The sequence below is a fragment of the Spirillospora sp. CA-108201 genome, assembly GCF_050936235.1.
Lineage (GTDB): Bacteria > Actinomycetota > Actinomycetes > Streptosporangiales > Streptosporangiaceae > Spirillospora.
Window position 1 is genome coordinate 6,307,941 of sequence record NZ_JBNJNE010000001.1, and the last position, 23,825, is coordinate 6,331,765.

Here is a 23,825-nt window from a genome sequence, read left to right on the forward strand (position 1 = left end):
CTACCCCTGGGGGTCCTCGGCGTCGGCGGCTTCCACCTCTTCGCGGGAGATGCCCAGGAGGAAGACGATGGTGTCGAGGTAGGGGACGTTGACGGCGGTGTCGGCGGCCTGGCGGACGACGGGTTTGGCGTTGTAGGCGATGCCGAGGCCGGCGGCCTGGAGCATGTCGAGGTCGTTGGCGCCGTCGCCGATCGCGACGGTCTGGCTGATCGGGATGCCGGCCTCGCGGGCGAAGCGCTCCAGGGCGGTGGCCTTGCCGGCGCGGTCGATGACCTGGCCGGTGACGCGGCCCGTGAGCTTGCCGTTCTGGATCTCCAGGGTGTTGGCCGCGGAGTAGTCGATGCCGAGGTCCTCGACGAGGGCGTCGGTGACCTGGGTGAAGCCGCCGCTGACGATCGCGAACTTGTAGTCGAGGCGCTTGAGGGTGCGGACCAGGGTGCGGGCGCCGGCGGCGAGGCGGAGGCGGTCGCGGACGGCGTCGATGGCGGAGGCGTCCAGCCCGGCGAGGAGCGCGACCCGCTCGCGCAGTGAGCCCTCGAAGTCGAGCTCGCCGCGCATCGCGGCCTCGGTGACCTTGGCGACCTCGTCGAGGCAGCCGGCGTGCTCGGCGAGCAGCTCGATGACCTCGCCCTGGATGAGGGTGGAGTCGACGTCCATGACGATGAGCCGCTTGGCGCGCCGGTGCAGGCCGCTGTGCTGGACGGCGACGTCGACCTGCTGCTCGGCGGCCTCGGCGGTGAGCGCGGCGCGCAGGCCGTCGGGGTCGGCGCCGGACACGTCCAGCTCGATGCAGGTGACGGGGTTCTGGGCGAGGCGCTCGATGCGGTCGATGTTGGCGCCGTGCGCGGAGATCCGCCCGGCGATGCCCGCCATGGCGGCGGGCTTGAGCGGGTTGCCGAGGACGGTGACGTGCAGGCGCCCGCTGCGCTTCGGCATCCGCTTGTTGCGCCCGGTCGACAGCTCGATCTCCATGTCGAGGTCGTTGGCGACGCGTTCGGCGGCGTTCCACACCCGTCCGATGTCGGCGCCCTCGGTGTAGGAGAGCAGGACGCCGAGGACGAGCCGTCCTCGGATCACGACCTGCTCGACGTCCGCCACCGTCAGTGGGAACTGCGAAAGTGTCCGGAAGAGGCGCGACGTGACGCCGGGGCGGTCGCGGCCGGTGAGTGTGATGAGCAGCGTGCGCTCTGCTGACCCGTCCATAGCTGTCCACAACGGTACCGGCCGCGCCGGGCGTCCCGCCCGTCAGGTCCGGCATGCGAGACGCTATCCGGGCAGGATCAGGTTCAGATCGCCGAATTCGTGCCAGAGGTAGCCCTCGGCGAGGGCGGCCTCGTAGGTGGCGGTGAGCAGGTCGCGGCCCGCGATGGCGGTCAGCATCATCAGGTGGGACGACCTGGGCTCGTGGAGGCCGGTGAGGAGGCCGTCCACGGCTCGGACGCCGCCCTCCGGGGTCACGACGTGCTCGGTCCAGCCGGAGGACGCCTGGACGCGTCCCGCGGCGTCCACGGCCGTCTCCAGGGCGCGCACGGCGGTGGTGCCGACGGCGATCACCCGGCGGCCCCGCGCCCGGACGTGCCCGGCGAGGGCGGCGGTCGGTTCGGGGACGGCGTAGCGCTCGGCGTAGGGCGGTTCGTGGGCCTCGGGGGAGGCGACGCCCGTGTGGAGGGTGATCGGGGCGATCAGCACGCCGCGCGACACCAGCCGCGTCACCAGTTCGGGCGTGAAGGGGCGGGCGGCGCTCGGCATCTCCGCGCCGCCGGACGAGCGGTCGTGCGCGAAGGCGGTCTGGTAGGCGGCGGCCGGCCAGTCGCGGCGGACGTACCCGTACCGGATCGGGACGCCGTGGCGCCGCAGGTAGGGGACGACGTCGGTGCTCAGCCGGGCCTGCCAGAGCCGGTCGGACTCCCCGCGGGAGGGGTGGCGGTGCCGTCCGACCAGGGTGAGGGTGGCGCCGCCGGGCATCGGGATCCACTCGCCGGGGGAGCCGCCCCCGTACGGGCGGCTGGCCTTGCCGGTGAGGCGGCGCAGCTCGACGAGCCACAGCCGGTCGTCTGCGCCGGGGACCGGGGTGGAGAAGTGCACGCTGATCCGGTCGAGGCGGACGGCGGCGGGCAGGGTGGCCGAGGTGTTGACGACCAGCAGGTCCCCCGGGTCGAGCAGGTCGGGCAGGTCGCGGAACCCGTGGTGGGAGACCGTGCCGGCGGCGCGTTGTGGGCTCGTGCCGGCGGCGCGTTGTGGGCTCGTGCCGGCGGCGCGCCGGGAGACCAGGAGCCGGACGCCGTCGCGGGTCCGGCCGCGCGCCTCGGGCGGCTCGTGCGCCTCCAGCGAGGCGGGGAGGGTGAAGTCGACGGTCATGTCCGGACCTCCAGACGGAGAGCGGCGATCGCGCCGAACGCGGCGATCGCGGCGAACAGCGCCCCGGCGACGGCGAGCCCGGCGTCCAGCCGGGCGGCGCCGAAGCCGGTGACCAGCGCACCCGCGAACCCGACCACGAGGGACGAGCCGAGGGTGTCGCTGATCTGCAGCGCGGAGGAGTTGACGCCCTGCTCGTCCTCGGCCGACAGGTCGAGCAGCAGGACGGAGAGGCTGCCGATCGAGAAGCCCATCCCGGCGCCGCCGACGATCCACGCGGGGGCGGCGAGCCAGCCGGAGAACTGCAGGGCGACGGTGGCGAGGACGATCCCGGTGGTGACGAGCACGGCGCCGAGCAGGGCGTAGAACTCGCGGGGGCGCTCGGAGCGGCCCTGGATCTGGGACGCCGCCGACCAGCCGAGCGCGCCGACCGTCAGGACGACCCCCGCCTGCGTGGCGCTGAAGTCGTGCAGCCGCGTCAGCGCCAGGGGGATGAAGACGTCGGTGCCGAAGAAGGCCCCCGACAGCAGGGCCCGGACGACGATGACGCTCGGCAGCCCGCGGCGGAGCCGGAGGGTTCCGGCGGGCACCAGCCGGGGCAGCCCGAACGCCACGCCGGCGAGGCCGAGGAGGATCGCGGGCAGCATCGTCCGGCCCGTCCTGTCGAGGCCGTAGAGGAGCACGCCGGTGCCGGCGGCGACGCCGAGGGCGGCCGGGAGCCGCGACCGGCCCGGGCCCGGGGCGGCACCGGACGGCGCGATGCCGCGCAGGACGGGGAGCAGCAGCAGCGCCGGCGGGATCACCAGCGGGACGAGCCCGAGGAACACCCACCGCCAGCCCGCGTGCTCGGCCAGGGCGCCGCCGGCCGCCGGGCCGATCAGCGACGGCAGCACCCAGGCGGCCGACAGCGCGGCGAACACCCGGGACCGCAGGTCCTCCGGGTAGACGCGGGCGATCACGACGTAGAGGGCGACGAGCGGGACGCCCGTGCCGAGGCCCTGCACGGCGCGCCCGGCGACGAACACCCACATGGACTGGGCCGCGCCCGCGACCAGCAGCCCGGCGACGAACACGCCGAGCCCGATCAGGAACGGCCGGGTCGGTCCCGACCGGTCGACCCAGCCGCCCGCGAGCACCGTGGACAGCAGGCTCGTGATCAGGGTCGCGCTGAAGCCCCACGCGTACAGGGGCAGGCCGTCCAGGTCGCCCGCGACGACCGGCATGACGGTGCCGACGGCCATGCTCTCGAACGCCAGCAGCGTCACGACCAGGACGATCCCGAGCGTCGCGCCCCGGAACCCCGTGCCCAATATGCCCCGTTTTGTTGCCACCCGATCATGATCAAGGACGGCGGTCACCGCGCGGCCGCCAGGTCCGCCGCGCGGTAGCGCCCGCTGGGGAGGCGGCCGGAGACGAGCCGGTGGAGCGCGGCGGCGGCCTCCTCGGGCGGCGGGGCCGCGTCCGCGTCCTCGCCCGCCGCGCGGAGCATGGCGGTGTTCATCTCGCCCGGGTCGGCCCACCACACGGCCACGCCCGGCTCCTCGGCCGCGAGGACGTTCGACAGCTGCTCCAGCGCCGCCTTGGACGCCCCGTAGCCGCCCCACGTCTCGTAGCCCTCCACGGCCGCGTCCGACGTGATGTTGAGGATCGCGCCGCGCCGCTCCCGCAGGCCGGGCAGGACGGCCTGGATCAGCGCGAGCGGCGCCAGGACGTTCGTCGCGAACGTGTCCGCCACGGCGTCCTCGGGAAGCGAGGCGAGCCGGGGCATCGGCGTCGGGCCGAGCGTGCTCGCGTTGTTGACGAGCAGGTCGAGCCCGCTTTCCACCGCGCGGGCGAGAGCGGCCCGGTGCGCGGGATCGGCGACGTCTCCGGGGATCGCCGTCGCGCCGGTCTCGGCCGCGACCGCGGCCAGCGCGGCGCCGTCGCGGGCGTCGATGACGAGGGTCCAGCCGTCCCGGGCGAGGGTCCGGGCGAGCGCCCGGCCGAGGCCGCGGGAGGCCCCGGTGATCAGTGCCGTCTTCATGCTCTCGACGCTAGGAACCGGCGCGCCCGGCGGCATCGGCCGACGGGTCCCCCGGACGGTCGTCAGATGGTCCTAGGACCCGCGTCCCGCGCCCGCGGGAGGGGCGGCGCGGCGCGTACTCCCGCCGGCTGATTCGAGAAGACCCGCCTAGAGAGTACGGTCTTCACATGCGCGCGTCGCGGGGCGCGCGCCGGGGGGAGAACGAGAGGCCGGATGGACACGGACGAGGGCTGCCGAGGCGACCAGGGCGCGACCCTGCACGCCGTCAGCTCCGCCGTGCTCGCGGTGACCCGCCACCTGTCCGTGCACGAGGTGCTCCAGGTGATCGTCCGGGCGGCCGCGCAGCTGCTGGACGCCCGGTACGCGGCCCTCGGCGTGCCCGACGACGAGGGCTCGTTCGCCGAGTTCGTCGTCGAGGGCGCCTCGGAGGAGGAGTGGGAGCGGATCGGCCCGCTGCCCCGCCAGCACGGGATGCTCGCCGCGATGCTGAAGGGCGACGCGCCGAAGCGGCTCGGCGACATCCGCAAGGAGCCCGAGTTCGAGGGCTGGCCGGTCGCGCACCCCGTCCTGAAGGACTTCCTCGGCGTGCCGATCCGCGACGGCGATGACGTCCTCGGCATCGTCTTCCTGGCCAACAAGCGCCGTCCCGGCGGCTTCACCCAGGACGACGAAGACCTGCTCACCCTGTTCGCCGCGCACGCCGCGATCGCGATGGCGAACGCCCGCCTGTACGAGCACAACCGCGAGCTGACGGTCGTCGCCGAGCGGAACCGGCTCGCCCGGGAGCTGCACGACGCCGTCGCGCAGAAGCTGTTCTCGCTGCGGCTGACGGCCCGCACCGCGACCGCGCTGGCCGAGCGCGACCCGGTCAGGACCGTCCAGGAGCTCCAGCAGGTCGAGCGGCTCGCCGCCGAGGCCCTCGCCGAGCTGCGCGCCGTCATCTTCGAGCTGCGACCCGCCGATCTGGCGGACGGCCTCGTGGCGTCGCTGCGCAAGCACGTCGAGGTGCTCGACCGCGCGCACGAGTCCAACGTCCGCCTCTGCGCCGACGAGGCGATCGTCCTTCCGGAGGAGCATGAGGCCGTCGCCTTCCGCATCACCCAGGAGGCGCTCTACAACGCGCTACGCCACGCCGGGGCGAGCACCGTGCAGGTGCGTCTGCGCACGGAGGACGAACGGGCGGTGCTAGAGGTCTCCGACGACGGCGCCGGTTTCGACGCGTCCGAGACGGAGCCCCAAGGCGGGCTGGGTCTCACCTCCATGCGCGAGAGGGCGTACTCGATCGGCGGCGACCTCGCCATCGACGCCGCGCCCGGCCGGGGCACGACCGTGCGGCTGGAGGTGCCGCTGTGAGCGCGGAGCGGGGGCCGATCCGGGTCCTGATCGCCGACGACCATCCGGTCGTCCGGCAGGGCCTGCGGACCTTCCTCGGAATCCAGGACGACATCGAGGTCGTCGGCGAGGCCGAGGACGGCGCGTCGGCCGTGACACTGGCCGAATCCCTGGAGCCCGATATCGTGCTCATGGACCTCAAGATGCCGGGCGCCGACGGCCTGACCGCGCTGGCGGAGCTGCGGGCTCGCGGGGTGGCGGCACGGGTCCTCGTCCTGACCAGCGTGACGGAACGCGGGCACGTGCTGCCGGCGGTCCAGGCCGGGGCGGCCGGGTACCTGTACAAGGACGTCGACCCGCAGGCGCTCGTCCAGGCGATCCGGGCGGTCAACGACGGGCACGTCCTGTTCGCGCCCGACGCGGCCGAGGCGATGCTGCGGAACGGGACGGCGGGTGACGCGGGACGGGACGACCGCGGCCTCGCCGCGCTGACCGAACGGGAACGGGAGGTGCTCGTGCACATAGCGCGGGGCAGGTCCAACCGGGAGATCGCCCGCGCCCTCGTGGTGTCCGAGAAGACGGTCAAGACGCACGTCAGTAATCTGCTCATGAAACTGGGAGTCCAGGATCGGACGCAGGCGGCGCTGTACGCGGTCCGGCACGGTGTGGGAAACACGAGTGCCGCCGGGGAAACCGGGAAGACCACCGCCCGCGGCTGATACAACTCCTCTGACAGGATCGTCATCGAAATTGGTATGAACGTAGCAATCAGGTACGCAGCAGGCAGCGACATCGGGTGCAACCGGGAGAACAACGAGGACTCCGGGTATGCCGGTGCGCGGTTGATCGCGGTCGCGGACGGCATGGGCGGGTATGCGGGCGGCGAGGTCGCGAGCTCGACCGTGATCGGCTCACTGCGCTCGCTGGACGCCGACGCCCATAAAGACGATCTTGTCGACATGCTGGGCCGCGCCGTGGCCGAGGCCAACGAGAAGTTGCGCATCGTCCGGGAGGAGCGCCCCGACCTGAGCCGGATGGGGACCACGCTCACCGCCATGCTCTGGTCCGGCGAGTCCGTCGCGCTGGCGCACGTCGGAGACTCGCGCGGCTACCTGCTGCGCGACGGCGAGCTCTTCCAGATGACGCAGGACCACACCATGGACGAGCTGCTCAAGGCGGAGGCCGAGCAGGCCGGCCAGCAGGCCGATCCCGCGGAGACGTCCCGGCTCTCGCACGTGCTGTACCGCGTGCTGGACGGGCGCGACGACCGCGAGCCCGACCTGCGGCTGCGCGAGGCCCGTCTCGGCGACCGGTACCTGCTGTGCTCGGACGGCCTGAGCGGCCCGGTCGACGCGCAGAAGATCTACGAGGTGCTGTCCGCCGAGGCCGACCCGCAGCGCGCCGTCGACCGGCTGATCGAGATGGCCCGCGACAACGGCGGTCCCGACAACATCACCGCCGTCATCGCCGACGTCGTCGAGGCCGAGCACCTCTCCGGCGCCGACGAGCCCGTCATCGTCGGCGCCGCCGCCCAGGCCTGACACTCGCCGGCCCGCCCCGGGCCGGACGCCGGACCCGGCCCGACGCTCCCCGGGCCGGCCGCTTCCTCGGGCCTCGACGCCCCGGGCCCGCCGCGACGGCGCCGGCTCGTCCGCCCGTGCGACACGCCGCGCCCCAGTTCGCCGCGCCGATCTCCTCCCCCTCCGGCGCATCCCCGGCCCCGCCCGGTTCGCGCGCACGTCCCGTTCGCCGCACGCCCCGAACAGGACGATTCATTCATACTCGTAACGCGAAAGAGTGCCCATGTAGCAGGTGATTTGTCCTACTCTTGCCCCAGAGGTGGTGTCGCCGAGCGCTGAGTAACGGTCTAATAGCAGATCGTTGCCCGGACTTGACCCGCCTCAGGGTGCACCCGATATACGGGTCACTCACCTGTATGTCATCGAGGCGGAGGATTCGTTGGGGGGAGCGCCCGGGGCGGCGTCCGCCGGTGCACCGCGAGGTGCGCTCGGGGGGATCGTCAGCCGGACCCTCACCGCAGCGCGGCACGGACCCCAGGGTGCGCTGCTGCGTGTCGCGGCGATGGCCGTCGCGGCCATCGGCGCGGCATGGATCCATCGCGTGAACGACCCCGGCGTGCTCTGTCCCCTGCGGGCGCTCACCGGAATCCCGTGTCCCCTGTGCGGGGGCACGACCGTGTTCATCGAGTTCGGCTCGGGCCGCCCCGGCCAGGCCGTCCTCGCGAACCCGGTCGCGCTCACCGGCGCCATCGCCGTCGCCGCCGCACCGCTGGGACTGGGTGGACGGTGGTGGGCACTACAGCCGAAAGCCCGTGCCTGGATGCTCGGCACCGCCCTCGTCGGGTCGGAGCTGTGGCAGCTCGTCCGGTTCGGTGTTCTGCGAGTTTGAGCCTCGGTCGGTCCTCGGACAGACTTGCGGAGCCCACCGGGTCCGGCGGGCGTCACATAACCACAGGGTCAATCAATAAGGAGCAAGTGTGGGTAACCCCTACGACCCGTACGGTCAGCAGCCGGGCTACGGGCAGCAGCAGCCCGGGTACGGCCAGCAGCCCCCGGCCCAGCCTGGTTACGGCCAGCCCCCGGCTCAGCCCGGTTACGGCCAGCAGCCCCCGGCTCAGCCCGGGTACGGCCAGCCCCCGGCCCAGCCGGGCTACGGCCAGCCCCCGGCTCAGCCCGGGTACGGCCAGCAGCCCCCCGCCCAGCCCGGCTACGGCGCGCCCTCGGGGCCCTCCCAGCCCGGCTACGAGGTGCACCACCACCACTACGGCTCGGGCGGCCAGCTCGCCGAGTGGGGCTCGCGCGCCGGCGGCTACATCATCGACTACCTGATCTTCGGTGGCCCGGTGTTCGTGCTGTACATCCTGATGATCATCCTCTCCAGCTCCGGCAGCTCGGGCGCGGCCCTGTTCGGCCTCCTGCTCATGCTGATCGGCGCGGCCATCTCCATCGCGGGCGGCCTGTGGATCTGCTACCAGGAGGGCACCACCGGCCAGTCCATCGGCAAGCGCCAGATGGGCATCCGCCTCATCAGCGCGCAGACCGGCCAGCCGATCGGCTTCGGCATGGCCTTCGTGCGCAAGATCGCGCACGTCGCCGACAGCTTCCTGTGCTACATCGGCTTCCTCTGGCCGCTGTGGGACGAGCGCAAGCAGACCTTCGCCGACAAGATCTGCAACACCATCGTGGTCCGCGCCTGACCCACGACCCACGACAGCGGGGCGCCCCAACCAGGGACGCCCCGCTTCGCCGTCCAAGGCCCCGAATCCCCAGGCAAAGCCCGCACTCCGCCAGCGCTCCGCCCAGGGACGGGGTGTTTTTCCGTGTGGGCCCCCACACCCCTCGGCAAAGGCGGGTTCGCCCCCGGCAGCTTTCGCTTCGCTAGCGCTCCACCGGGTCGAACGCGCTGTTGCAGGCCGCCACCAGGGCGCGGCGGACGGCGCCGTCCAGGAGGCGGAGGGCCTCGCCGCGGCGCCGCATCTGGTCGGCGCTGAGGCCGCGGTCGTCCATCTGCCGGGCGAGGTCGACGACGAGGGAGAGGCGTCCGGCGAGGGCGGCGACGCGGTGGGCGCGGGGCGGGTAGCCGGGGGACAGCGGGTGGTCGCCGCGGTCGGGGTCGCGCAGGTCGACCAGCGCGTCACCGATCTCGGGCGGGACGCCGGCGAAGTCGTCGACGGCCAGCAGCGCCTCGGTGGCGTCCCGCATGGCGAGCGTGAGCCGCCGGTCGGCCTCCGCGAGGGACGGGACGTCGGGCGGCGCCGCCGACGCCTCGTGCGTCGTCCAGCGGACGCCGACGTAGGACGAGCCGCGCCGGTCCTCCGACGGGACGAGCCCCATCGCCCGCCCGTCGAGCACGGCGACGACGGCGGCGCCCGCCTCGACCGCCGCGGCGTTGAAGGCCGGCGGCCCCGTCAGCCCCAGCGGGTCGCCGGGCTCCGGCAGCGCCAGCCGCAGCGCCGCCAGCCCGCCGACGCGCAGGTCGCCGAGGCCGCGCCGCAGCGTCACCTCGGCGGGCTCGCCGCCGACGATCTGCGGGCCCGCGCCCTTCTCGATCTCGTCGACGGCCTCGTCCAGGCCGACGTGCCCCGTCAGCCAGGCGTTGCCCCAGGCGACGAGGGCGATCGCGACGGCCCTGCTCATACGTCCGTGCTCATTCTCGGTCTCGTGCGTTCCGCAATGGGCATGCGATCCACGATAAGCGCTCCGATCGCCGGTGCCACCGTACGTAAGGGACCTCTCGCGTCGCGGCGGCGTTCCCGGGCCCGACTTCGGGTGCCATCCCGGGGGGCCACTCCCGCCCCGGATCGCATAGGTTCTTTCCTGCAAGCGGCAGCACGGACCACCGGATTGGGGACGAAGGCGCGCGATGGCAGGCGAGGTGCTTCAACTCCGCGGAGTCGGGGTCAGGCGCGGCGGGGCCACCCTGCTGCGCGATGTCACATGGACCGTCAACGAGGGCGACCGGTGGGTCATCGTCGGCCCGAACGGCGCGGGCAAGACCACGCTGCTGCAGATCGCCGCCGCCATGCTGCATCCCACCGAGGGCAGCGTCCAGATCCTGGAGGAGGAGCTCGGCCGCACCGACGTGTTCGAGCTGCGGCCCCGGATCGGCCTCGCCAGCTCGTCCGTCGCGGAGAAGGTCCCGTCGGGTGAGACGGTCATCGACCTGGTGCTGACCGCCTCGTACGCGATCCTCGGCCGCTGGCAGGAGGAGTACGACTCGACCGACCTCGACCGGGCCGTCGCGCTGCTGGAGGCCCTCGGCGCCGCCGACCTGATCCGCCGGACGTTCAGCACCCTGTCGGAGGGCGAGCGCAAGCGCGTCCAGATCGCCCGCGCGCTGATGCCCGACCCCGAACTGCTGCTGCTGGACGAGCCCGCCGCCGGCCTCGACCTCGGCGGGCGCGAGGACCTCGTCGCCCGCCTCGCCGCCCTCGCCGACGACCCCGCCGCACCGGCCATCGCGATGGTCAGCCACCACGTGGAGGAGGTCCCGGAGGGCTTCACGCACGCGCTGCTGCTGCGCGGCGGGGGGATCGTCGCCCAGGGCAAGGTGGACGAGGTCTTCACCCCCGGGCACCTGTCGGAGACGTTCGGGCTCCCGCTGGCGATCGACCGCCAGAACGGCCGCTGGTACGCCCGCTCGGCCCGCTGAACCGGACCGGACGCCACAAAGCGACCCCGATCGGCGGGGGTGCGGGGCGGGGTCCCTACGATGTGTGCGCCGCCGGGAACTCCTAGCGCAGGGATGGGACGGACGTGAATCTGCTGGACGCGGCCGCCGTCTTCGCGGCCGGTGTGGCCGCCGGGGGCATCAACACCGTCGTCGGGTCCGGGTCCCTGATCACCTTCCCGACCCTGGTGGCGCTCGGCTTCCCGCCCGTGGTCGCGAACATCTCCAACAACATCGGGCTCGTCCCGGGCGGCGTGGCGGGCGCCTACGGCTACCGCCACGAGCTGAAGGGGCAGCGCGGCCGGCTGACGCGCCTGGCCTCCGGCTCCGTCATCGGGGCCGTGATCGGCGGCCTGCTGCTCCTCGGCCTGCCCGCCGAGGCGTTCGACGTCATCGTCGTCGCGCTGATCGTGATCGCGCTGGTCCTGGTGGTCGTGCAGCCCCGCCTGCAGAAGTGGATGCTGCGCCGCCGGGAGGGCGAGCACCGGCCGCAGCACGGCGGTCCGGCGCTGTGGGTCGGCGTGCTCCTCGCGGGCATGTACGGCGGCTACTTCGGCGCCGCGCAGGGCATCATCCTCATCGCGCTGCTCGGTATCATGCTGGACGACGACCTGCAGCGCCTGAACGCGGGCAAGAACGTTCTGTCGGCCGTCGTGAACGGCACCGCCGCGATCCTGTTCACGCTCATGTGGCTGCTCGGCGACGCCGAGATCAACTGGTGGGTCGTGCTGCTCATCGCCGCGGGCTCCACCTGCGGGGGCCTGGTCGGAGCCCGGGTCGGCCGCCGGATCCCGCCGCTGGCGCTGCGCGCCGTGATCGTCGTCGTGGGCGTCGTCGCGATCGTCAATCTCCTGTCCTGACCAGGGCTTTCGCGTCGTCGGGAAGGGTTGCGAATCAGACGTTCCGGGTATAAGTCGAATATACGTTCGACTACCGGAGGTTCGCGCGGATGAAGGGCGACAGGGTCGAGATCGTGATCGACGCCGGCGAGGGGTCGCGGACGTACGAGGTCGCGGCGAGCCGGGCGGGCCGCCGCGTGGAGATCGCGACGCGGCGCGGCGTCGTGGAGGTCAGCGAGGTCACCCGGACGGGCACCCCCGTCCGCACGGCCCGTTTCATGGCGAGCCGCGTCCTCGCCCTGGTGGAGCACCCTGCGGCCGCCGACGGCCGCGAACCGTCCGGCTGACCGCCGCGAGCCGGGCCCGCCGGGCCCGGCTCGGCCGGCGGCCGGCGGCCGGCGGTCACGACTTGCGGTGGGTCCCCGGAACGGCGTTCCGGGAATCGGGGACCAGGGACGCGTAGACGATGACGTTGTCCACGTAGTGCCCTCGCTTGCTGTCGAACCTGCCGCCGCAGGTGACCAGGCGCAGTTCCGGCCGCCCTCCTTGCCCGTAGACGCTGTCGGTCGGGAACTCGTCCTTGTCGACCCGCTTGATCCGGTCGATGCGGAAGGCCGGCGCCGTGCCGTCCTCGCGGACGACCTCGATCGTGCGGCCCGGGCGGAGCGCACCGAGCCGGTAGAAGGCGCCGGGGCCCGACTTGGAGTCGACGTGGCCGACCAGCACGCTGCTGCCGTTCTCGCCCGGCGTCGGGCCGTCCTCCCACCAGCCGACCTCCCGGACCCGGTCGAGCGGCGGAACGCCGAGTGTCCCGTCCCGTTCCGTGGCGACGCGGCGGATCGGCGCGTCGACCTTGATGGACGGTATTCTCACGCGTTCGGGAACGGACGGCCGGAGTGCGCTGTCCGGTTCGGGCTCCGCGTTTCCGGGAGCCGGCCGCACGAGTTCCGAGGACGGCGGTTGCGGCGGCGGATCGGTGTGGTCGCGCACCAATCCCACGACGAACATCGCGGTCCCCGTCGCGATGAGCGCGGCGGCCAGCCGGTACCAGAAACGGCTCGACCGGCCGCCGCGCCTGCTCGTGTCCATGGGCTCAGGAAACGCCCTTCACCTGACGGCGACGGGCCACGACGCCGATGCCGCCGCCCAGGGCGAGAACCCCGAGACCGGCGCCGGCCAGCATCGGGAAGCTCGACATCGAGGTGCCGCCGCCACCGGCGCTGACGCCGCCGCGCGGCTTGATCGGCTTGAGGAAGCTGCGGAAGACCCACTTGCCGATCAAGGCCGGTGGGACGCTCTGGCGCAGCTGCGTCCAGCCGCTGTTCTTGCAGTCGGCGCCGATGTGCTTGCCGAAGGGCAGCGTGCCGACCTGCTTGAACCTGGTGCCGGGGCCGTTGCGGACCGCCAGGCCGCTGCGTGCGGTGACCTCGTACCGGCAGACCTTGACGGGCGTGATCGGCTTGAGGAAGGTGCGGGAGACCCACTTGCCGATCCAGGCCGGCGGGACGCTGCCGCGCAGCTGGGTCCAGCCGCTCCTCTTGCAGTCGGCGCTGATGTGCTTGCGGAACGGCAGCGTGCCGATCCGCCTGAACTTGACGCCGGGACCCGTGCGGACCGCCAGGCCGCTCCGTGCGGTGACCTCGTACCGGCAGACCGCCGCCGCCTGGCGGGCGGTGGTCGCCGCCTCGGCGTGGTTCCCGGCGGTCGCCGCGACGGCGGCGGTGCCGCCGGACAGCAGCGACAGCCCGCCCGCCGCACCGGCCACGGCGAGTGCCATGCCGGTTCGCGCACTTGACCTCATTCTTCCCCCATCGAAATGATCTTCGATGCCGGAGGTGTCCGGCAATCGTTTCCTTGATCACGCTTCCCGAGGGGAATTCCGCGCATGTCGTCCAGGTCGCAAACATTAGGAATAGTGATCAGTGTGTACCGTGAAGGCTTTGTCGCGGAATCGCCAATGGCAATCTCCATAGCGCTGGCGAAAGGCTCATATTGGACATCCGGACCCCTTTAAAGGGGGTCAATCAGTGAAAACCCCATGATCTCCCCGGTGTCCGGGCCATACCGGCACCATCGCGAGGGACGGCGGGCACGCGCGAAGGCGCCCGCGCGGTTGCGCGAGCGCCTCGGATCGGAGCTTTCGGGTCGGACCCGTCAGACCGGGCGGACCTGGAGGGTCCCCTCCTCGGTCACACGGGTCTCGAAGGACGGCTGGCGGGCCGTGGCCGGGCCGTGCATGACGGAGCCGTCGGCGACGCGGAACGTGCTCCCGTGCCAGGGGCAGACGACGCAGGTGCCGGCGCCGTCGTTGGTCAGAACGCGGCCCTGGTGGAGCGGTCCGGCGAGGTGGCTGCACCGGTCGGCGAGGACGTGCACCTCCTCGCCCTGCCGCAGCACGAACAGGTCGATGTAGCCCAGGCGCCGGGAGACGGGCCAGCCGTCCGGGAGGTCTTCGACGGCGCACAGGTCGTGCCATCCGAGCGGGACCAGGTGGGCGAGCTGGTCGGCGTGGCTGGCGCCGGCGGCCTGCCGGAACGCCAGATGCCCGCCGAGGTAGGCGCCCGCGACGAGGGCGCTGAGGCCCGCGAAGCCGAGCGCGCGCCCGGCGGCGTCGCGGCCCTGGTAGCGGGCCACGAAGGACGCCGAGTACAGCATGCTCGCGGTGGCCGTCCCGGCGGCGTGGACGAGCCCGACGCGCTGCTGCTCGCGGTGCAGGGACGACCAGTCGGCGATGCCGGTGAGGACGGTCGGGACGGCGCCGGCCAGCCCGGCCGCGACGAGGACCTGCGAGGCGCGCCGCGTGCCGGGGACGAGGTCCAGGAGTGCGGCCGACATCCACATGCCGATGGGCAGGTCGGTGAGCGGCGGGTGGGCCGGATGGCCGACCGGGACGCCGTGGAGGGCGTCCTTGACCGGCCCTGGGCGCAGCACCCGCCGGACGGCCCCGGACAGCGCCCGGATGGGGCGGTCCAGGGCGCCGGCGTGCTCCAGCCCCTCGGTGGCGTAGGCCAGCCGCGCGGTCGCCTGGGGGCTCTCCCCGCGCCGGAAGATGTTGACCCGTCGGTTCATGCCCCTCCTTCGCGGTCCTGCTGGGACGCCTGTTGCGACCCTAGTCTCCCGCGTTCGTCCGCGGCCAGTCATACCTACCTGGTGCCGGGAGGGGCTAAACAACGGGTCAGCGGGCCGCCTCCAGAGTGACGGGGACCCCGTTGAAGACGGCGTTGCCCGAGAGCGGGTCGATGTCCTGCTCGTCGGTGACCGCGTTGACGTTCACCCCGGCGTTGCGGCTCGCGACGCGCGTCCTGGTCCCGGGGCGGTCGTGGCCCCAGCCGTGCGGCAGGCTGACCACCCCGGCCATGATCGTGTCGGTGGGCTCGGCGACGGCCTCCAGGGCGCCCGCCCGGGACGTGACGCGGACGGTGTCGCCCGCGGCGATGCCGAGGCGGTCGGCGTCGGCCGGGTTGAGCTGGAGAGTGCAGGTGTTGGAGCCGCGCACCAGCTCGGGGACGTTGTGCAGCCAGCTGTTGTTGGACCGCAGGTGGCGCCGCCCGATCAGCACCATGCCGCCGGGCGTCCCCGGATCGCGCAGGGCGGAGCGCAGCCGGTCGACGTCGGCGGCGCACGTGGACGGGCACAGCTCGATCCGGCCGGACGTCGTGCACAGGACCTCGTCCAGCCGCGGCTTGAGGGCGCCGAGGTCGAGCCCGTGCGGGTACTCGGTGCGCAGCCGCGTCAGCGTCAGGCCGGTGACGCCGGAGGCGCCGCCGGGCTCCTCGCGGAGCGCGGGCTCGCCGCCGAACGCGTCGCCGTAGGGGCCGAGGCGGAGCATCATGTCGAGCCGCTGCTCGGTGAGGGTGCCGGTGTCGAGCATCTTGCGCAGCTCGTCGGGCTCGCGGCCGAGCACCGGGGAGCCGGGGAGCGCGACGGCCTTCTCCAGCGTCGCCCTGATGATCATCTCGTCGAGCAGGGCGGGGTCGCCGCCGGTCCCGGAGGCGGCCAGGGCGAGCCGCGCGAGGAGCTCGGCCTCGCTGGGCCGCCCCTCCGGCAGCGGGACGGCCGCCGGCGAGTAGCGCGCGTAGTCGCGGACGGCGAGCCCGGTCAGCGCGATGTCGTAGTGCGGGGTCTGCGCGGGGCGCGGCGGCGGCAGGACCACGTGCGCGTGCCGGGTCGTCTCGTTCAGGTAGGGGTCGACGCTGACCATGAACTCCAGACCGGCGAGCGCGCGGTCGAGCCGGGCGGCGTTCGGCGCCGACAGGGCCGGGTTCCCGCCGATCGTGACCAGCGCCCTGATCCGGCCCTCGCCGGGCGTCTCGATCTCGTCGGCGAGCGTCGCGACGGGCAGTTCGCCGTTGACCTCGGGCAGCCCGCGGACGCGGCTGCGCCACCGCCCGGTCGTGAACGGCTTCTTGCGCCGGTAGACCGGGGCGTGCGCGGGCCGCGGGAACATCGCCCCGCCCGGACGGTCGAGGTTGCCGGTGAGGACGTTCAGGACGTCCACGAGCCAGCTGTTCAGCGTCCCGTAGGCCTGCGTGCACGTCCCGATGCGGCCGTAGACGGCGGCGCTCTCGGCCGCGGCCAGCTCGCGCGCGATCGTGCGGATCGTCGCGGCGCCGATGCCCGTGACCGCCGCGACGTCCTCGGGGGCGAAGTCGACGGCGAGGGCGCGCAGGTCGTCCAGGCCGTTGACGCGGCCGGCCAGGTGCTCGGCGGTCCTGACGAGGTCCTCGGCGAACAGGGTGTGGACGAGCGCCATCAGGAGGAACGCGTCCGTGCCCGGGCGGATGAACACGTGCTCGTCGGCGAGGGCGGCCGTCCGCGTCCGGCGCGGGTCGATCACCGTGATCTTCCCGCCGCGCGCCCGGATCGCCTTGAGCCGCCCCGGGAAGTCGGGCGCGGACGCGAGGCTGCCGTTGGACTCCAGCGGGTTCGCCCCGAGCATGAGCAGGTGCCCGGTGCGGTCGAGGTCGGGCACGGGGATGGCGAGGGGGTCGCCGAACATGTGCCCGCACGCCACGTGCTTCGGCATCTGGTCGGCGGTGCTCGCGGTGAAGAGGTTGCGGGTGCCGAGCGCCTTGACGATCGCGGACCCGTACAGCGGCCCGGCGATCGAGTGGGCCGTCGGGTTGCCGATGTAGACGGCGACGGCGTCGCGCCCGTACCGCGCGACGACCTCCGCCAGCCTCCGGCTCACCGTCTCGAACGCCTCGTCCCATCCGGCGGCCTCGCCCGCCACGAGCGGCTCCGCCAGCCGGTCGGGGTCGCCGTCGAGGCTGCCGAGAGTCGCGCCCTTGGGGCAGATGTAGCCCTTGCTGAACGGGTCCTTCCCGTCGCCCCGGACGCGCGTGACCGCCCCCGCCTCGTCGAGGGTCAGTTCGAGCCCGCACAGGGCCTCGCAGAGGGGGCAGGTGCGGAAGGCCGTGCGGTCGCCCATCGAGACACTCCTTGTGAACGGGACCGTCTCTCTATCATGGCCGCCCGCCCCTGACGGCGCCATGCCGAACCCCGCCCCGTAACGACACTTCGGAGTTACTTCAAATCAATCCTCATCCAGCGCGACCGCGTCGGCTTCTCCCGGGTGGAGGTCAGACGGAGAAGGGCGCGGCGGATTTGAAGTCGGGATGGAGCTCGATGGTGGGGGCCAGGGCGGTGAGGACGCGGCGGGCGCGGGAGAGGGGGTGCTGGGGGAAGTGCGGGTCCCAGCCGGGGTCCTCGGAGAGATTGCGGGGCAGACCGCCCTGGATCTCCGGGGCGTAGGCGTGCTGCGCCCACCAGCGCATCATGTCCTGGAGGTCGTGGCCCTGGCCGTACTCGGTCAGGTAGTGGTTGAGGGCGGTGCTGTCGCGCATCCCGGTGACGCCCTGCTCCAGGCACTGGATCTTCAGGACGAGGCTGCGGTCCGCGCGGGGGACGGTGAAGGAGGCGACGTAGGCCACGCCGGCCGGGCGGTCGGGCAGCGGCAGCTTGACGATCTGCTGGACGGCCGGGAGCCCGTCGAGCGTCACCACGTCCAGTTCGATCAGCCCGCCGCCGGATTCGGCGGACCCCGCGGCGATGGCGCGGCGCAGCCGGTCGAGGTGCTCCAGCGGGGCCGGCAGGTTGGGCGGGATGTCGAAGCCGTAGAGGGCGAGGGTGTCGCCGTCGGGGTTGCGGAAGGCGCCGGGCTGGAGCGGCTGCCAGCCGGTCTGGTCGAAGCGCAGGGACATGGAGGTGCACGTTAACGCACAGGACAGGGCGGAGAGGGAGCGGCCAGGCTGAAGATCGTCCGGCCGCTCCCCGCGCGGGGACGCCCCGAGGCCGGACGTCCCTCCGATGAGGGTCAGGCGCCGTCCGCCGGGGGGCGGCAGGCGGGGCACAGGCCCCGGAACGTCACCTCCGCCGCCTCGATCCGGAAGCCGCCGCCGGCCGCCGGCTCCAGGCAGGGGTCGTGCTCCGCGGCGCCGTCGACGTCCTCGGCCGCTCCGCAGCTCCGGCACACCAGGTGGTGCGCGCCGGCGGCGCGACGCTCGGGCCGGGCGGGGCCCGCCACGGTCATCGGGTGCGGGGCCTCGGCGTCTCGCGTGCGATCATGCGGGTCAACCTATCCCCGCAAACATGAACTGCTCAAGGGAAAGAGTCGTACGTCTTTGCCGGGGCGCGGCGTGCTCGTGGCATGCTGGGCCGATCCGACCCAGAGGTCCATGGGGGGCCGGACGGAGGCGAGGCGATGGCCATGCGGGGGAAGACGGGCGTGCGGGGGTCGACGGCCCTGGTCATGGCCGGGGTGGTGCTGGCCGCGGCGGCGTGCGGCGGCTCGGACAAGTCCGATGCGGAGGGCGCGACGCCTCCTTCGCCGCCCGGCGGTCAGCAGGACGGGACGCAGCCGACGAAGGCCGCCAAGCAGCCGATCCTGCTCGCGTTCGGCGGCGACACGCACTTCGAGGGGTCGCTGCGCGGGCGGCTGGCGCAGCCGTCCACCGCGCTCGGCCCGGTCGCCCGGCAGCTGCGCGCCGCCGACCTCGCCATGGTGAACCTGGAGACGGCCATCACGACGGGCGGGACGCCCGCGCCCGGCAAGCAGTTCACCTTCCGGGCGCCGGCGACCGCGTTCACGGCGCTGAAGGCGGCGGGCGTGGACGTGACCTCCATGGCCAACAACCACGGCATGGACTACATGGAGGGCGGCCTGCGCGACTCCCTCACCGCCATCAAGCGCAGCGGGTTCCCGGTCGTCGGCATAGGCAAGAACGCGGACGCCGCCTACCGTCCGTACCGCGTCACGGTGAAGGGCAACAAGATCGCCATCGTCGGCGCCACGCAGGTGCTGGACGACAACCTGGTCCAGGCGTGGACGGCCACCGGCACCAAGGGCGGGCTCGCGTCCGCCAAGGACATCCCCCGCATGGTCCAGGCGGTGAAGGAGGCGCGCAAGGGCTCCGACGTCGTCATCGTGCACCTGCACTGGGGAGCCGAGCTGAAGGGATGCCCGCTGCCCCGGCAGCAGGAGCTCGCCAAGGCACTCGTCGCGGCGGGCGCCGACGTCGTGGTCGGCGGGCACGCGCACATCCCGCTGGGCGGCGGCTACATGAACGGCGCGTACGTCCACTACGGCATGGGCAACTTCGTGTTCTCCTCGGCGCAGGGCCAGACGGCGAAGTCCGGCGTGCTGCTGCTCAAGGTGGAGAACGGCAAGGTCACCAAGGACAGGTGGAATCCCGCGCTCATCTCCGGCGGCATCCCCGTGCCGATGAAGGGCGCCGCCGCCAAGGCGGAGATCAAGCGGTGGAACGGCCTGCGCTCGTGCACCGGCCTGAGCGCCCGCCCCTCCTGAGCTGACGCCGCCCCGCGCGCGGGTTCGTTCGGGCGGGCCCGCGGCCGCACGCGTCCAGCCTGTCTCGTACACCGACGGGCGGTGCGTGCAGGTGTTGCACAACGGGCCGTACTCCGACGAACCCGCGTCCCTCGCCCGCATGGCATCGCTGATGAAGGCCGAAGGCCTCGTGCCGCACGGCCTGCATCACGAGGTCCACCTGTCCGATCCTCGCGAGGAGGATCCGGCCAAAATGCGCACGATCCTGCGCCAGCCGGTCTGCTGGGGAACTGTGGACACGCCGCCCCAGAGGCGTAGTTTCACGGGAAACAAGCTCCGAGGGACAGGCGGGCGTGCCGATGCGTGACCAGTGGGTGAGGTCCGGCGAGATCGAGCTGGCCGTGCGGGTGCGGGGCGTGGAGAACCGGCCGACGGTCGTCCTCGTCCACGGCTACCCCGACACGGGCGCGATGTGGGACGAGGTCGCCGGGCGGCTCGCCGAGCGGTTCCGCGTCGTCGTCTACGACGTGCGCGGGGCGGGGGCGTCCGGTGTCCCGGCCGACCCGCTGGACTACCGGCTGGACGCGCTCATGGGCGACCTGGAGGCCGTTCTCGACGGCGTGGGCGCCGACGAGCCCGTCCACCTGGTGGGACACGACTGGGGCTCGGTACAGGGCTGGGAGGCCGTCATCGGTCACCGGCTGCGCGGCCGCGTGGCCTCGTTCACCTCGATCTCCGGCCCGGACCGGCGGCACATGGCCCGCTGGGCGCGGGAGGCCGTCCGGTCCGGGCCGCGGGGCGTCGGGCAGGTGCTCGGGCAGGCGCGGCGCAGCGTCTACATGCCGGTCCTGATGACGCCCTGCGTGGGCGAGGCCGCGGCCCGCTTGCTCGCCGCCGGGTTCGGCCGGGTGATGCGGCTGCGCGAGGGCGCCGAGCCGCGCTCCGGGCACCCGGCGGGCACGCTGCCCGCGGACGCCCGCAACGGGCTCGGCCTTTACCGCGCCAACATGGGCCGGGCCGAGGGAGCGCTCGGCGATGGACGGACGGACGTCCCCGTCCAGCTCATCGTCCCCGTCAAGGACCGCTACGGCTCGCAGTCGCTCCTGCTGTCCGCACGCGGGCCCGTGGAACGCCTGTTCGTACGGCGCGCACCGGCCGGCCACTGGGTGGCGCGCAGCCACCCCGACCTCGTCGCCCGCTGGATCGGCGAATTCGTCGAGCACATCGAGGGCGGACCAGAGACACCCGCTATCGCCCACGCGCGCGCGGCAGGGCTGCTCGGCCAGGACTTCGGGGGCGACCTCGTCGTCATCACGGGGGCGGGCAGCGGCATCGGGCGCGCCACCGCCCATGCCTTCGCCGCCGCAGGGGCCCGCGTCGTCGTGGCCGACATCGACGAAGGCGCGGCCAAGCGCACGATGGAGGAGATCCAGGCTGCCGACGGCGAAGGCCACGCCTACGGGGTGGACGTGGCCGACGCCGAGGCGATGGAGCGGTTCGCCGACCACGTCCGCGACACGCTCGGCGTCCCCGACGTCGTCGTGAACAACGCGGGCATCGCCATCGCGGGGTCGCTGCTCGACACGTCCGAGGAGGAGTGGAACCGCATCCGCTCCATCAACCTGGACGGCATGTACCGCGGCTCGCGCCTGTTCGGACGCCAGATGGTGGAACGCGGCGAGTGGGGCCACATCGTCAACATCTCGTCGATGGCCGCCTACCTGCCCAGCCCGGAGATGCCCGCGTACGGCGCCACCAAGGCCGCCGTCCTGCAGATGACCGAGGCCCTCCGCCTCGACCTCGACCGCTACGGGATCGGCGTCTCCGCCGTCTGCCCGGGCGTGATCGACACCCCCATCGTCGGCAGGACCCGCTTCGTCGGCCTGGCGTCCGGCGCGGAGACCGAGCTGCGCGAGCGGATAGCGCGGGCGTCCGAGCGCCGGGGGTTCGCGCCGGAGAAGGTCGCGCGGGCCATCCTGCGGGCCGTCCGGCGGGACAGGCCGGTCGTGCACGTCACCGCCGAGGCGCGCTTCGGGCGGGCGCTCTCCCGCGTGTCGCCCACCGCGAACAGGGCCCTGGCCCGCGCCGGGCGCCGCGCCGGGGACCGCCTCCAGGCGGGCCTGGAGCGGCCCCGGGGGTGACTCAGTGCCGCATCAGGGTCTGCGAGGGCGTCTCGCCGAAGCGCTGCCGGTAGTGGGCGGCGAAACGGCTCATGTGGAAGTACCCGGCGGCCCCGGCGACGTCGGTGATCGTGCCGGGGCCGGGCAGGGCCAGGGTGAGCGCGGCGCGGGCGCGGTCGAGCCGCACGCCGCGCAGCAGCTGCGTGGGCGTCATGCCCCACTCGGTCTGGCAGACGACCTGGAGCTGCCGCACGCCGAGGCCCACCGCCGCCGCGATGTCGGTGACGCCGATCGGGTGGTGGTGGTGGGCCTCGACCCACTCCCGGATGATCCCGGCCAGATGGTGGGGGACCCGGTCGGCGGGCTCGGCGAGGCTCGGCGTGCCCGTGTGGGGCAGGCCGAGCAGGATCGCCGTGAGCAGCGACTCCTCCAGGCTGCGCTCCGCCAGCGGGTGGAGCCCGCCCTGCGCCGCCGCGTCGTCGAGGACGTCGCACACATAGCGCCAGGTCCGCTCGACGATCGAGGACGGCACAAGGCCCTCCTCCCCGACGTCGTGGAAGCGCAGCGGCGCGGAGTGGGCGCGCCCGAGATGGGCGCCGAGATGGTCGGCGAGCCGCCCGGTGCTCGTCGCGATGACCATGCAGCCCTCCGTCGGGTGCGGCGTCATCCGCATCGCCTCGTCGTGCGACAGGACGAGGCCGCCCCGGGTCGTGCGCCGGCGCCCGGAGGTCCGGTACTCCACGCCCATCGGCGCCATCGGCGCGCACATGGCGAAGTGCCCTTCCGTGGGCGGCGTGTCGACGATGACGCCGCCGCCCCCGTACCGCACCCAGACGAGGTTGACCGAGCCCACGCCCAGGGCGTTGACCAGGCCGTCCATCGGCACGTCCGGTTCGATCGCCTGGAGGTCGTGGCCGACGGCGAACGGCTCGACCGTGTCGTGCAGGACTCCCATGTCGTTGCTGAGGATGCGCCGGTGAGCGGACAGGGGCGGCTTGGTATCGGAAGAAGTCATCGTCCTGGCGGGGGCGCCGTTTCCTCATCGTCGACGGACAGAACACCTCGGGCGCGCAGCCGCGGCATGACCTCGGCGGCGAAGTAGCCCAACTCGTCAGCGTAATTGAGGAACGACAGAGCGATACCGTCGAATCCCGCATGAGCGAAATCCGCCAGCCCGTCCGCGACGTCGTCGGGGTCCCCGACCAGCGGGCAGCTGCCGTGGCCGGCCGCGAACCTGTCGCGGTACACCTGGAGCATCTCCGGCGTGAACGACTGCGCGTGCAGCCCCTGCAGCCGCATCACCTCGTCGACGGCGGGCCAGTCGGCGCGCTCGTCGGCGTAGTAGTGGAGGAACTCCTCCGCCTCCTTCCTGGTCGGCCGGCACACGACGTGGCCGAGTGTGAAGACGCCCACCGTCCGGCCGTGGTCCGCGGCCTCGGCGCGGACGGCCTTCACGATGTCGGCCCCGTCCTGCGGGCCTCCGACGACGGTGAACGCCCGGTCGGCGTTGCGCGCCGCGAACGAGCGCCCCTGCTTGGACGATCCGGCGTTGATGACGGGAATGCTGTGCCCGTTGTACGGCTTGGGCCTGCCCACGACGTTCTTGAGCTGGAAGAACCGGCCGTCGTGGTCGAACGGCTCGTCGGACGACCAGATGCGCCGGACGACGTCCCACCACTCCTGCGCGAGCCCGTAGCGCGTGTCGTGGTCGCCGGGCAGCGAGAGCCCGAACATCTCGTATTCGGGAGCGTGCCAACCGGCCACGATGTTCAGCCCGACCCGCCCTTTGCTGAGGTGGTCGGCGGTCGCGAGCTGCTTGGCCGCGACGACGGGGTGGTGGAACGCGGTGTGGACGGTGGTGAACACGCGGAGCCGCCGCGTCTGGGCGAGCAGCCCGGACGCCCAGACCAGCGGGTCGAGGGCGCTGCGGTGGAAGTCGGTGTCCGGCCCCCAGTCCGTCCAGCGCGCCACCGGGAGGAGGAAGTCGATGCCGGCCTCGTCCGCGATCCGGGCGAGCCGCAGATTGTCGTCCCAGGTGGCGTGCCATCGCTCCGGCGCCGTGGTGATGGCCAGCCCCGATTCGGTGTTGGGGGAGAACAAGCCGAGTTGGAATGCCATGCGGAACCTTTCTTGTACAGCGCGTCCGGTAATGCCGGTCCGGTCGTCGCGCCCAGTATCGG

The 23,825-nt window shown here is 73.2% G+C and carries 24 protein-coding genes; 11 read left to right on the forward strand and 13 right to left on the reverse strand.

Annotation, left to right across the window (positions count from 1 at the left end):
* The 4 genes from serB to ACQEU6_RS30465 all read right to left on the reverse strand — a co-directional run bounded on the left by serB (nucleotide 1) and on the right by ACQEU6_RS30465 (nucleotide 4,378).
* The gene (gene serB / locus ACQEU6_RS30450; RefSeq protein ID WP_499336476.1) at nucleotides 1–1,203 is read right to left on the reverse strand and encodes a phosphoserine phosphatase SerB; all 1,203 of its coding nucleotides are present in this window, start codon (nucleotides 1,201–1,203) and stop codon (nucleotides 1–3) included.
* Nucleotides 1,204–1,266: 63 nt separating this feature from the next.
* Entirely contained in the window at nucleotides 1,267–2,358 is a 1,092-nt protein-coding gene (locus ACQEU6_RS30455) for an S-adenosylmethionine:tRNA ribosyltransferase-isomerase (RefSeq protein WP_499336477.1), read from the reverse strand.
* Nucleotides 2,355–3,686, reverse strand: a complete 1,332-nt coding sequence (locus ACQEU6_RS30460) for an MFS transporter (RefSeq protein ID WP_499336478.1) — start codon at nucleotides 3,684–3,686, stop codon at nucleotides 2,355–2,357. The genes ACQEU6_RS30455 and ACQEU6_RS30460 overlap by 4 nt, the downstream gene beginning before the upstream one ends.
* A gap of 23 nt (nucleotides 3,687–3,709) precedes the next feature.
* Nucleotides 3,710–4,378 (reverse strand): SDR family NAD(P)-dependent oxidoreductase, encoded by a 669-nt coding sequence (locus ACQEU6_RS30465; protein ID WP_499336479.1) that lies wholly within the window; start codon nucleotides 4,376–4,378, stop codon nucleotides 3,710–3,712.
* A gap of 213 nt (nucleotides 4,379–4,591) precedes the next feature.
* On the opposite strand from ACQEU6_RS30465, the gene ACQEU6_RS30470 reads away from it, so the two are divergent.
* From ACQEU6_RS30470 to ACQEU6_RS30490, 5 genes are all read left to right on the forward strand, one after another.
* Nucleotides 4,592–5,731, forward strand: a complete 1,140-nt coding sequence (locus ACQEU6_RS30470) for a GAF domain-containing sensor histidine kinase (protein ID WP_499336480.1) — start codon at nucleotides 4,592–4,594, stop codon at nucleotides 5,729–5,731.
* Nucleotides 5,728–6,429, forward strand: a complete 702-nt coding sequence (locus ACQEU6_RS30475; protein ID WP_499336481.1) for a response regulator — start codon at nucleotides 5,728–5,730, stop codon at nucleotides 6,427–6,429. The genes ACQEU6_RS30470 and ACQEU6_RS30475 overlap by 4 nt, the downstream gene beginning before the upstream one ends.
* A 36-nt stretch (nucleotides 6,430–6,465) precedes the next feature.
* Nucleotides 6,466–7,251 (forward strand): PP2C family protein-serine/threonine phosphatase, encoded by a 786-nt coding sequence (locus tag ACQEU6_RS30480; protein WP_499336482.1) that lies wholly within the window; start codon nucleotides 6,466–6,468, stop codon nucleotides 7,249–7,251.
* 580 nt (nucleotides 7,252–7,831) lie between these two features.
* Entirely contained in the window at nucleotides 7,832–8,119 is a 288-nt protein-coding gene (locus ACQEU6_RS30485) for a DUF2752 domain-containing protein (protein ID WP_499336483.1), read from the forward strand.
* Between the two features lie 88 nt (nucleotides 8,120–8,207).
* Nucleotides 8,208–8,927 carry an RDD family protein gene (locus ACQEU6_RS30490; protein ID WP_499336484.1) on the forward strand — a complete coding sequence of 240 codons (720 nt, stop codon included), beginning with the start codon at nucleotides 8,208–8,210 and terminating at the stop codon, nucleotides 8,925–8,927.
* Nucleotides 8,928–9,108: 181 nt separating this feature from the next.
* On the opposite strand, the gene ACQEU6_RS30495 is transcribed toward ACQEU6_RS30490, so the two are convergent.
* Nucleotides 9,109–9,867, reverse strand: coding sequence for an Rv1486c family protein (locus ACQEU6_RS30495; protein WP_499336485.1), 759 nt, complete (start codon nucleotides 9,865–9,867; stop codon nucleotides 9,109–9,111).
* 226 nt (nucleotides 9,868–10,093) lie between these two features.
* Between ACQEU6_RS30495 and ACQEU6_RS30500 the strand changes: the two genes are divergently transcribed.
* From ACQEU6_RS30500 to ACQEU6_RS30510, 3 genes are all read left to right on the forward strand, one after another.
* The gene (locus ACQEU6_RS30500; protein ID WP_499336486.1) at nucleotides 10,094–10,882 is read left to right on the forward strand and encodes an ABC transporter ATP-binding protein; all 789 of its coding nucleotides are present in this window, start codon (nucleotides 10,094–10,096) and stop codon (nucleotides 10,880–10,882) included.
* Between the two features lie 104 nt (nucleotides 10,883–10,986).
* Complete coding sequence (locus ACQEU6_RS30505) at nucleotides 10,987–11,760, forward strand: sulfite exporter TauE/SafE family protein (protein WP_499336487.1); 774 nt, start codon at nucleotides 10,987–10,989, stop codon at nucleotides 11,758–11,760.
* A gap of 89 nt (nucleotides 11,761–11,849) precedes the next feature.
* Nucleotides 11,850–12,086: a DUF8836 family protein gene (locus ACQEU6_RS30510; protein WP_499336488.1), complete on the forward strand. Its 237-nt coding sequence runs from the start codon at nucleotides 11,850–11,852 to the stop codon at nucleotides 12,084–12,086.
* 55 nt (nucleotides 12,087–12,141) lie between these two features.
* Here the strand turns inward: ACQEU6_RS30510 and ACQEU6_RS30515 are convergent, their stop codons facing one another.
* The 6 genes from ACQEU6_RS30515 to ACQEU6_RS30540 all read right to left on the reverse strand — a co-directional run bounded on the left by ACQEU6_RS30515 (nucleotide 12,142) and on the right by ACQEU6_RS30540 (nucleotide 18,271).
* Nucleotides 12,142–12,828 carry a class F sortase gene (locus ACQEU6_RS30515; protein WP_499336489.1) on the reverse strand — a complete coding sequence of 229 codons (687 nt, stop codon included), beginning with the start codon at nucleotides 12,826–12,828 and terminating at the stop codon, nucleotides 12,142–12,144.
* A 4-nt stretch (nucleotides 12,829–12,832) separates the two neighbouring features.
* The gene (locus ACQEU6_RS30520) at nucleotides 12,833–13,516 is read right to left on the reverse strand and encodes an SH3 domain-containing protein (protein WP_499336490.1); all 684 of its coding nucleotides are present in this window, start codon (nucleotides 13,514–13,516) and stop codon (nucleotides 12,833–12,835) included.
* Nucleotides 13,517–13,893: 377 nt separating this feature from the next.
* Nucleotides 13,894–14,808 (reverse strand): Rieske (2Fe-2S) protein, encoded by a 915-nt coding sequence (locus tag ACQEU6_RS30525; protein WP_499336491.1) that lies wholly within the window; start codon nucleotides 14,806–14,808, stop codon nucleotides 13,894–13,896.
* Nucleotides 14,809–14,914: 106 nt separating this feature from the next.
* Nucleotides 14,915–17,170, reverse strand: a complete 2,256-nt coding sequence (locus tag ACQEU6_RS30530; RefSeq protein ID WP_499336492.1) for a molybdopterin oxidoreductase family protein — start codon at nucleotides 17,168–17,170, stop codon at nucleotides 14,915–14,917.
* A gap of 151 nt (nucleotides 17,171–17,321) precedes the next feature.
* A complete protein-coding gene (locus ACQEU6_RS30535; protein ID WP_499336493.1) occupies nucleotides 17,322–17,942 on the reverse strand; it encodes a hypothetical protein in 621 nt (206 codons plus the stop codon).
* 113 nt (nucleotides 17,943–18,055) lie between these two features.
* Complete coding sequence (locus ACQEU6_RS30540; RefSeq protein ID WP_499336494.1) at nucleotides 18,056–18,271, reverse strand: hypothetical protein; 216 nt, start codon at nucleotides 18,269–18,271, stop codon at nucleotides 18,056–18,058.
* 171 nt (nucleotides 18,272–18,442) lie between these two features.
* Here ACQEU6_RS30540 and ACQEU6_RS30545 point away from each other — a divergent pair, with 171 nt between their 5' ends.
* Genes ACQEU6_RS30545 through ACQEU6_RS30555 form a run of 3 tightly spaced genes read left to right on the forward strand, consistent with a single transcriptional unit; the run spans nucleotide 18,443 to nucleotide 21,666 of the window.
* On the forward strand, nucleotides 18,443–19,546 hold the full coding sequence (locus ACQEU6_RS30545) for a CapA family protein (RefSeq protein WP_499336495.1): 1,104 nt from the start codon (nucleotides 18,443–18,445) through the stop codon (nucleotides 19,544–19,546).
* A gap of 1 nt (nucleotide 19,547) precedes the next feature.
* Nucleotides 19,548–19,892, forward strand: coding sequence for a GyrI-like domain-containing protein (locus ACQEU6_RS30550; RefSeq protein WP_499340385.1), 345 nt, complete (start codon nucleotides 19,548–19,550; stop codon nucleotides 19,890–19,892).
* On the forward strand, nucleotides 19,885–21,666 hold the full coding sequence (locus ACQEU6_RS30555) for an SDR family oxidoreductase (RefSeq protein ID WP_499340387.1): 1,782 nt from the start codon (nucleotides 19,885–19,887) through the stop codon (nucleotides 21,664–21,666). Before ACQEU6_RS30550 ends, ACQEU6_RS30555 begins: the two co-directional genes overlap by 8 nt.
* A gap of 1 nt (nucleotide 21,667) precedes the next feature.
* On the opposite strand, the gene ACQEU6_RS30560 is transcribed toward ACQEU6_RS30555, so the two are convergent.
* Complete coding sequence (locus ACQEU6_RS30560; protein WP_499336496.1) at nucleotides 21,668–22,660, reverse strand: AraC family transcriptional regulator; 993 nt, start codon at nucleotides 22,658–22,660, stop codon at nucleotides 21,668–21,670.
* Nucleotides 22,657–23,763 (reverse strand): LLM class flavin-dependent oxidoreductase, encoded by a 1,107-nt coding sequence (locus tag ACQEU6_RS30565; protein ID WP_499336497.1) that lies wholly within the window; start codon nucleotides 23,761–23,763, stop codon nucleotides 22,657–22,659. Before ACQEU6_RS30565 ends, ACQEU6_RS30560 begins: the two co-directional genes overlap by 4 nt.
* Nucleotides 23,764–23,825: the final 62 nt, after the last annotated feature.

Bases quoted from the DNA above. Each gene is read 5' to 3' on its own strand.
- serB (WP_499336476.1), bottom strand. From the start codon at position 1,203: ATGGACGGGTCAGCAGAGCGCACGCTGCTCATCACACTCACCGGCCGC.
- ACQEU6_RS30455 (WP_499336477.1), bottom strand. From the start codon at position 2,358: ATGACCGTCGACTTCACCCTCCCCGCCTCGCTGGAGGCGCACGAGCCG.
- ACQEU6_RS30465 (WP_499336479.1), bottom strand. From the start codon at position 4,378: ATGAAGACGGCACTGATCACCGGGGCCTCCCGCGGCCTCGGCCGGGCG.
- ACQEU6_RS30470 (WP_499336480.1), top strand. From the start codon at position 4,592: ATGGACACGGACGAGGGCTGCCGAGGCGACCAGGGCGCGACCCTGCAC.
- ACQEU6_RS30480 (WP_499336482.1), top strand. From the start codon at position 6,466: ATGAACGTAGCAATCAGGTACGCAGCAGGCAGCGACATCGGGTGCAAC.
- ACQEU6_RS30495 (WP_499336485.1), bottom strand. From the start codon at position 9,867: ATGAGCAGGGCCGTCGCGATCGCCCTCGTCGCCTGGGGCAACGCCTGG.
- ACQEU6_RS30500 (WP_499336486.1), top strand. From the start codon at position 10,094: ATGGCAGGCGAGGTGCTTCAACTCCGCGGAGTCGGGGTCAGGCGCGGC.
- ACQEU6_RS30510 (WP_499336488.1), top strand. From the start codon at position 11,850: ATGAAGGGCGACAGGGTCGAGATCGTGATCGACGCCGGCGAGGGGTCG.
- ACQEU6_RS30515 (WP_499336489.1), bottom strand. From the start codon at position 12,828: ATGGACACGAGCAGGCGCGGCGGCCGGTCGAGCCGTTTCTGGTACCGG.
- ACQEU6_RS30520 (WP_499336490.1), bottom strand. From the start codon at position 13,516: ATGGCACTCGCCGTGGCCGGTGCGGCGGGCGGGCTGTCGCTGCTGTCC.
- ACQEU6_RS30525 (WP_499336491.1), bottom strand. From the start codon at position 14,808: ATGAACCGACGGGTCAACATCTTCCGGCGCGGGGAGAGCCCCCAGGCG.
- ACQEU6_RS30530 (WP_499336492.1), bottom strand. From the start codon at position 17,170: ATGGGCGACCGCACGGCCTTCCGCACCTGCCCCCTCTGCGAGGCCCTG.
- ACQEU6_RS30535 (WP_499336493.1), bottom strand. From the start codon at position 17,942: ATGTCCCTGCGCTTCGACCAGACCGGCTGGCAGCCGCTCCAGCCCGGC.
- ACQEU6_RS30540 (WP_499336494.1), bottom strand. From the start codon at position 18,271: ATGACCGTGGCGGGCCCCGCCCGGCCCGAGCGTCGCGCCGCCGGCGCG.
- ACQEU6_RS30545 (WP_499336495.1), top strand. From the start codon at position 18,443: ATGGCCATGCGGGGGAAGACGGGCGTGCGGGGGTCGACGGCCCTGGTC.
- ACQEU6_RS30555 (WP_499340387.1), top strand. From the start codon at position 19,885: ATGCGTGACCAGTGGGTGAGGTCCGGCGAGATCGAGCTGGCCGTGCGG.
- ACQEU6_RS30560 (WP_499336496.1), bottom strand. From the start codon at position 22,660: ATGACTTCTTCCGATACCAAGCCGCCCCTGTCCGCTCACCGGCGCATC.
- ACQEU6_RS30565 (WP_499336497.1), bottom strand. From the start codon at position 23,763: ATGGCATTCCAACTCGGCTTGTTCTCCCCCAACACCGAATCGGGGCTG.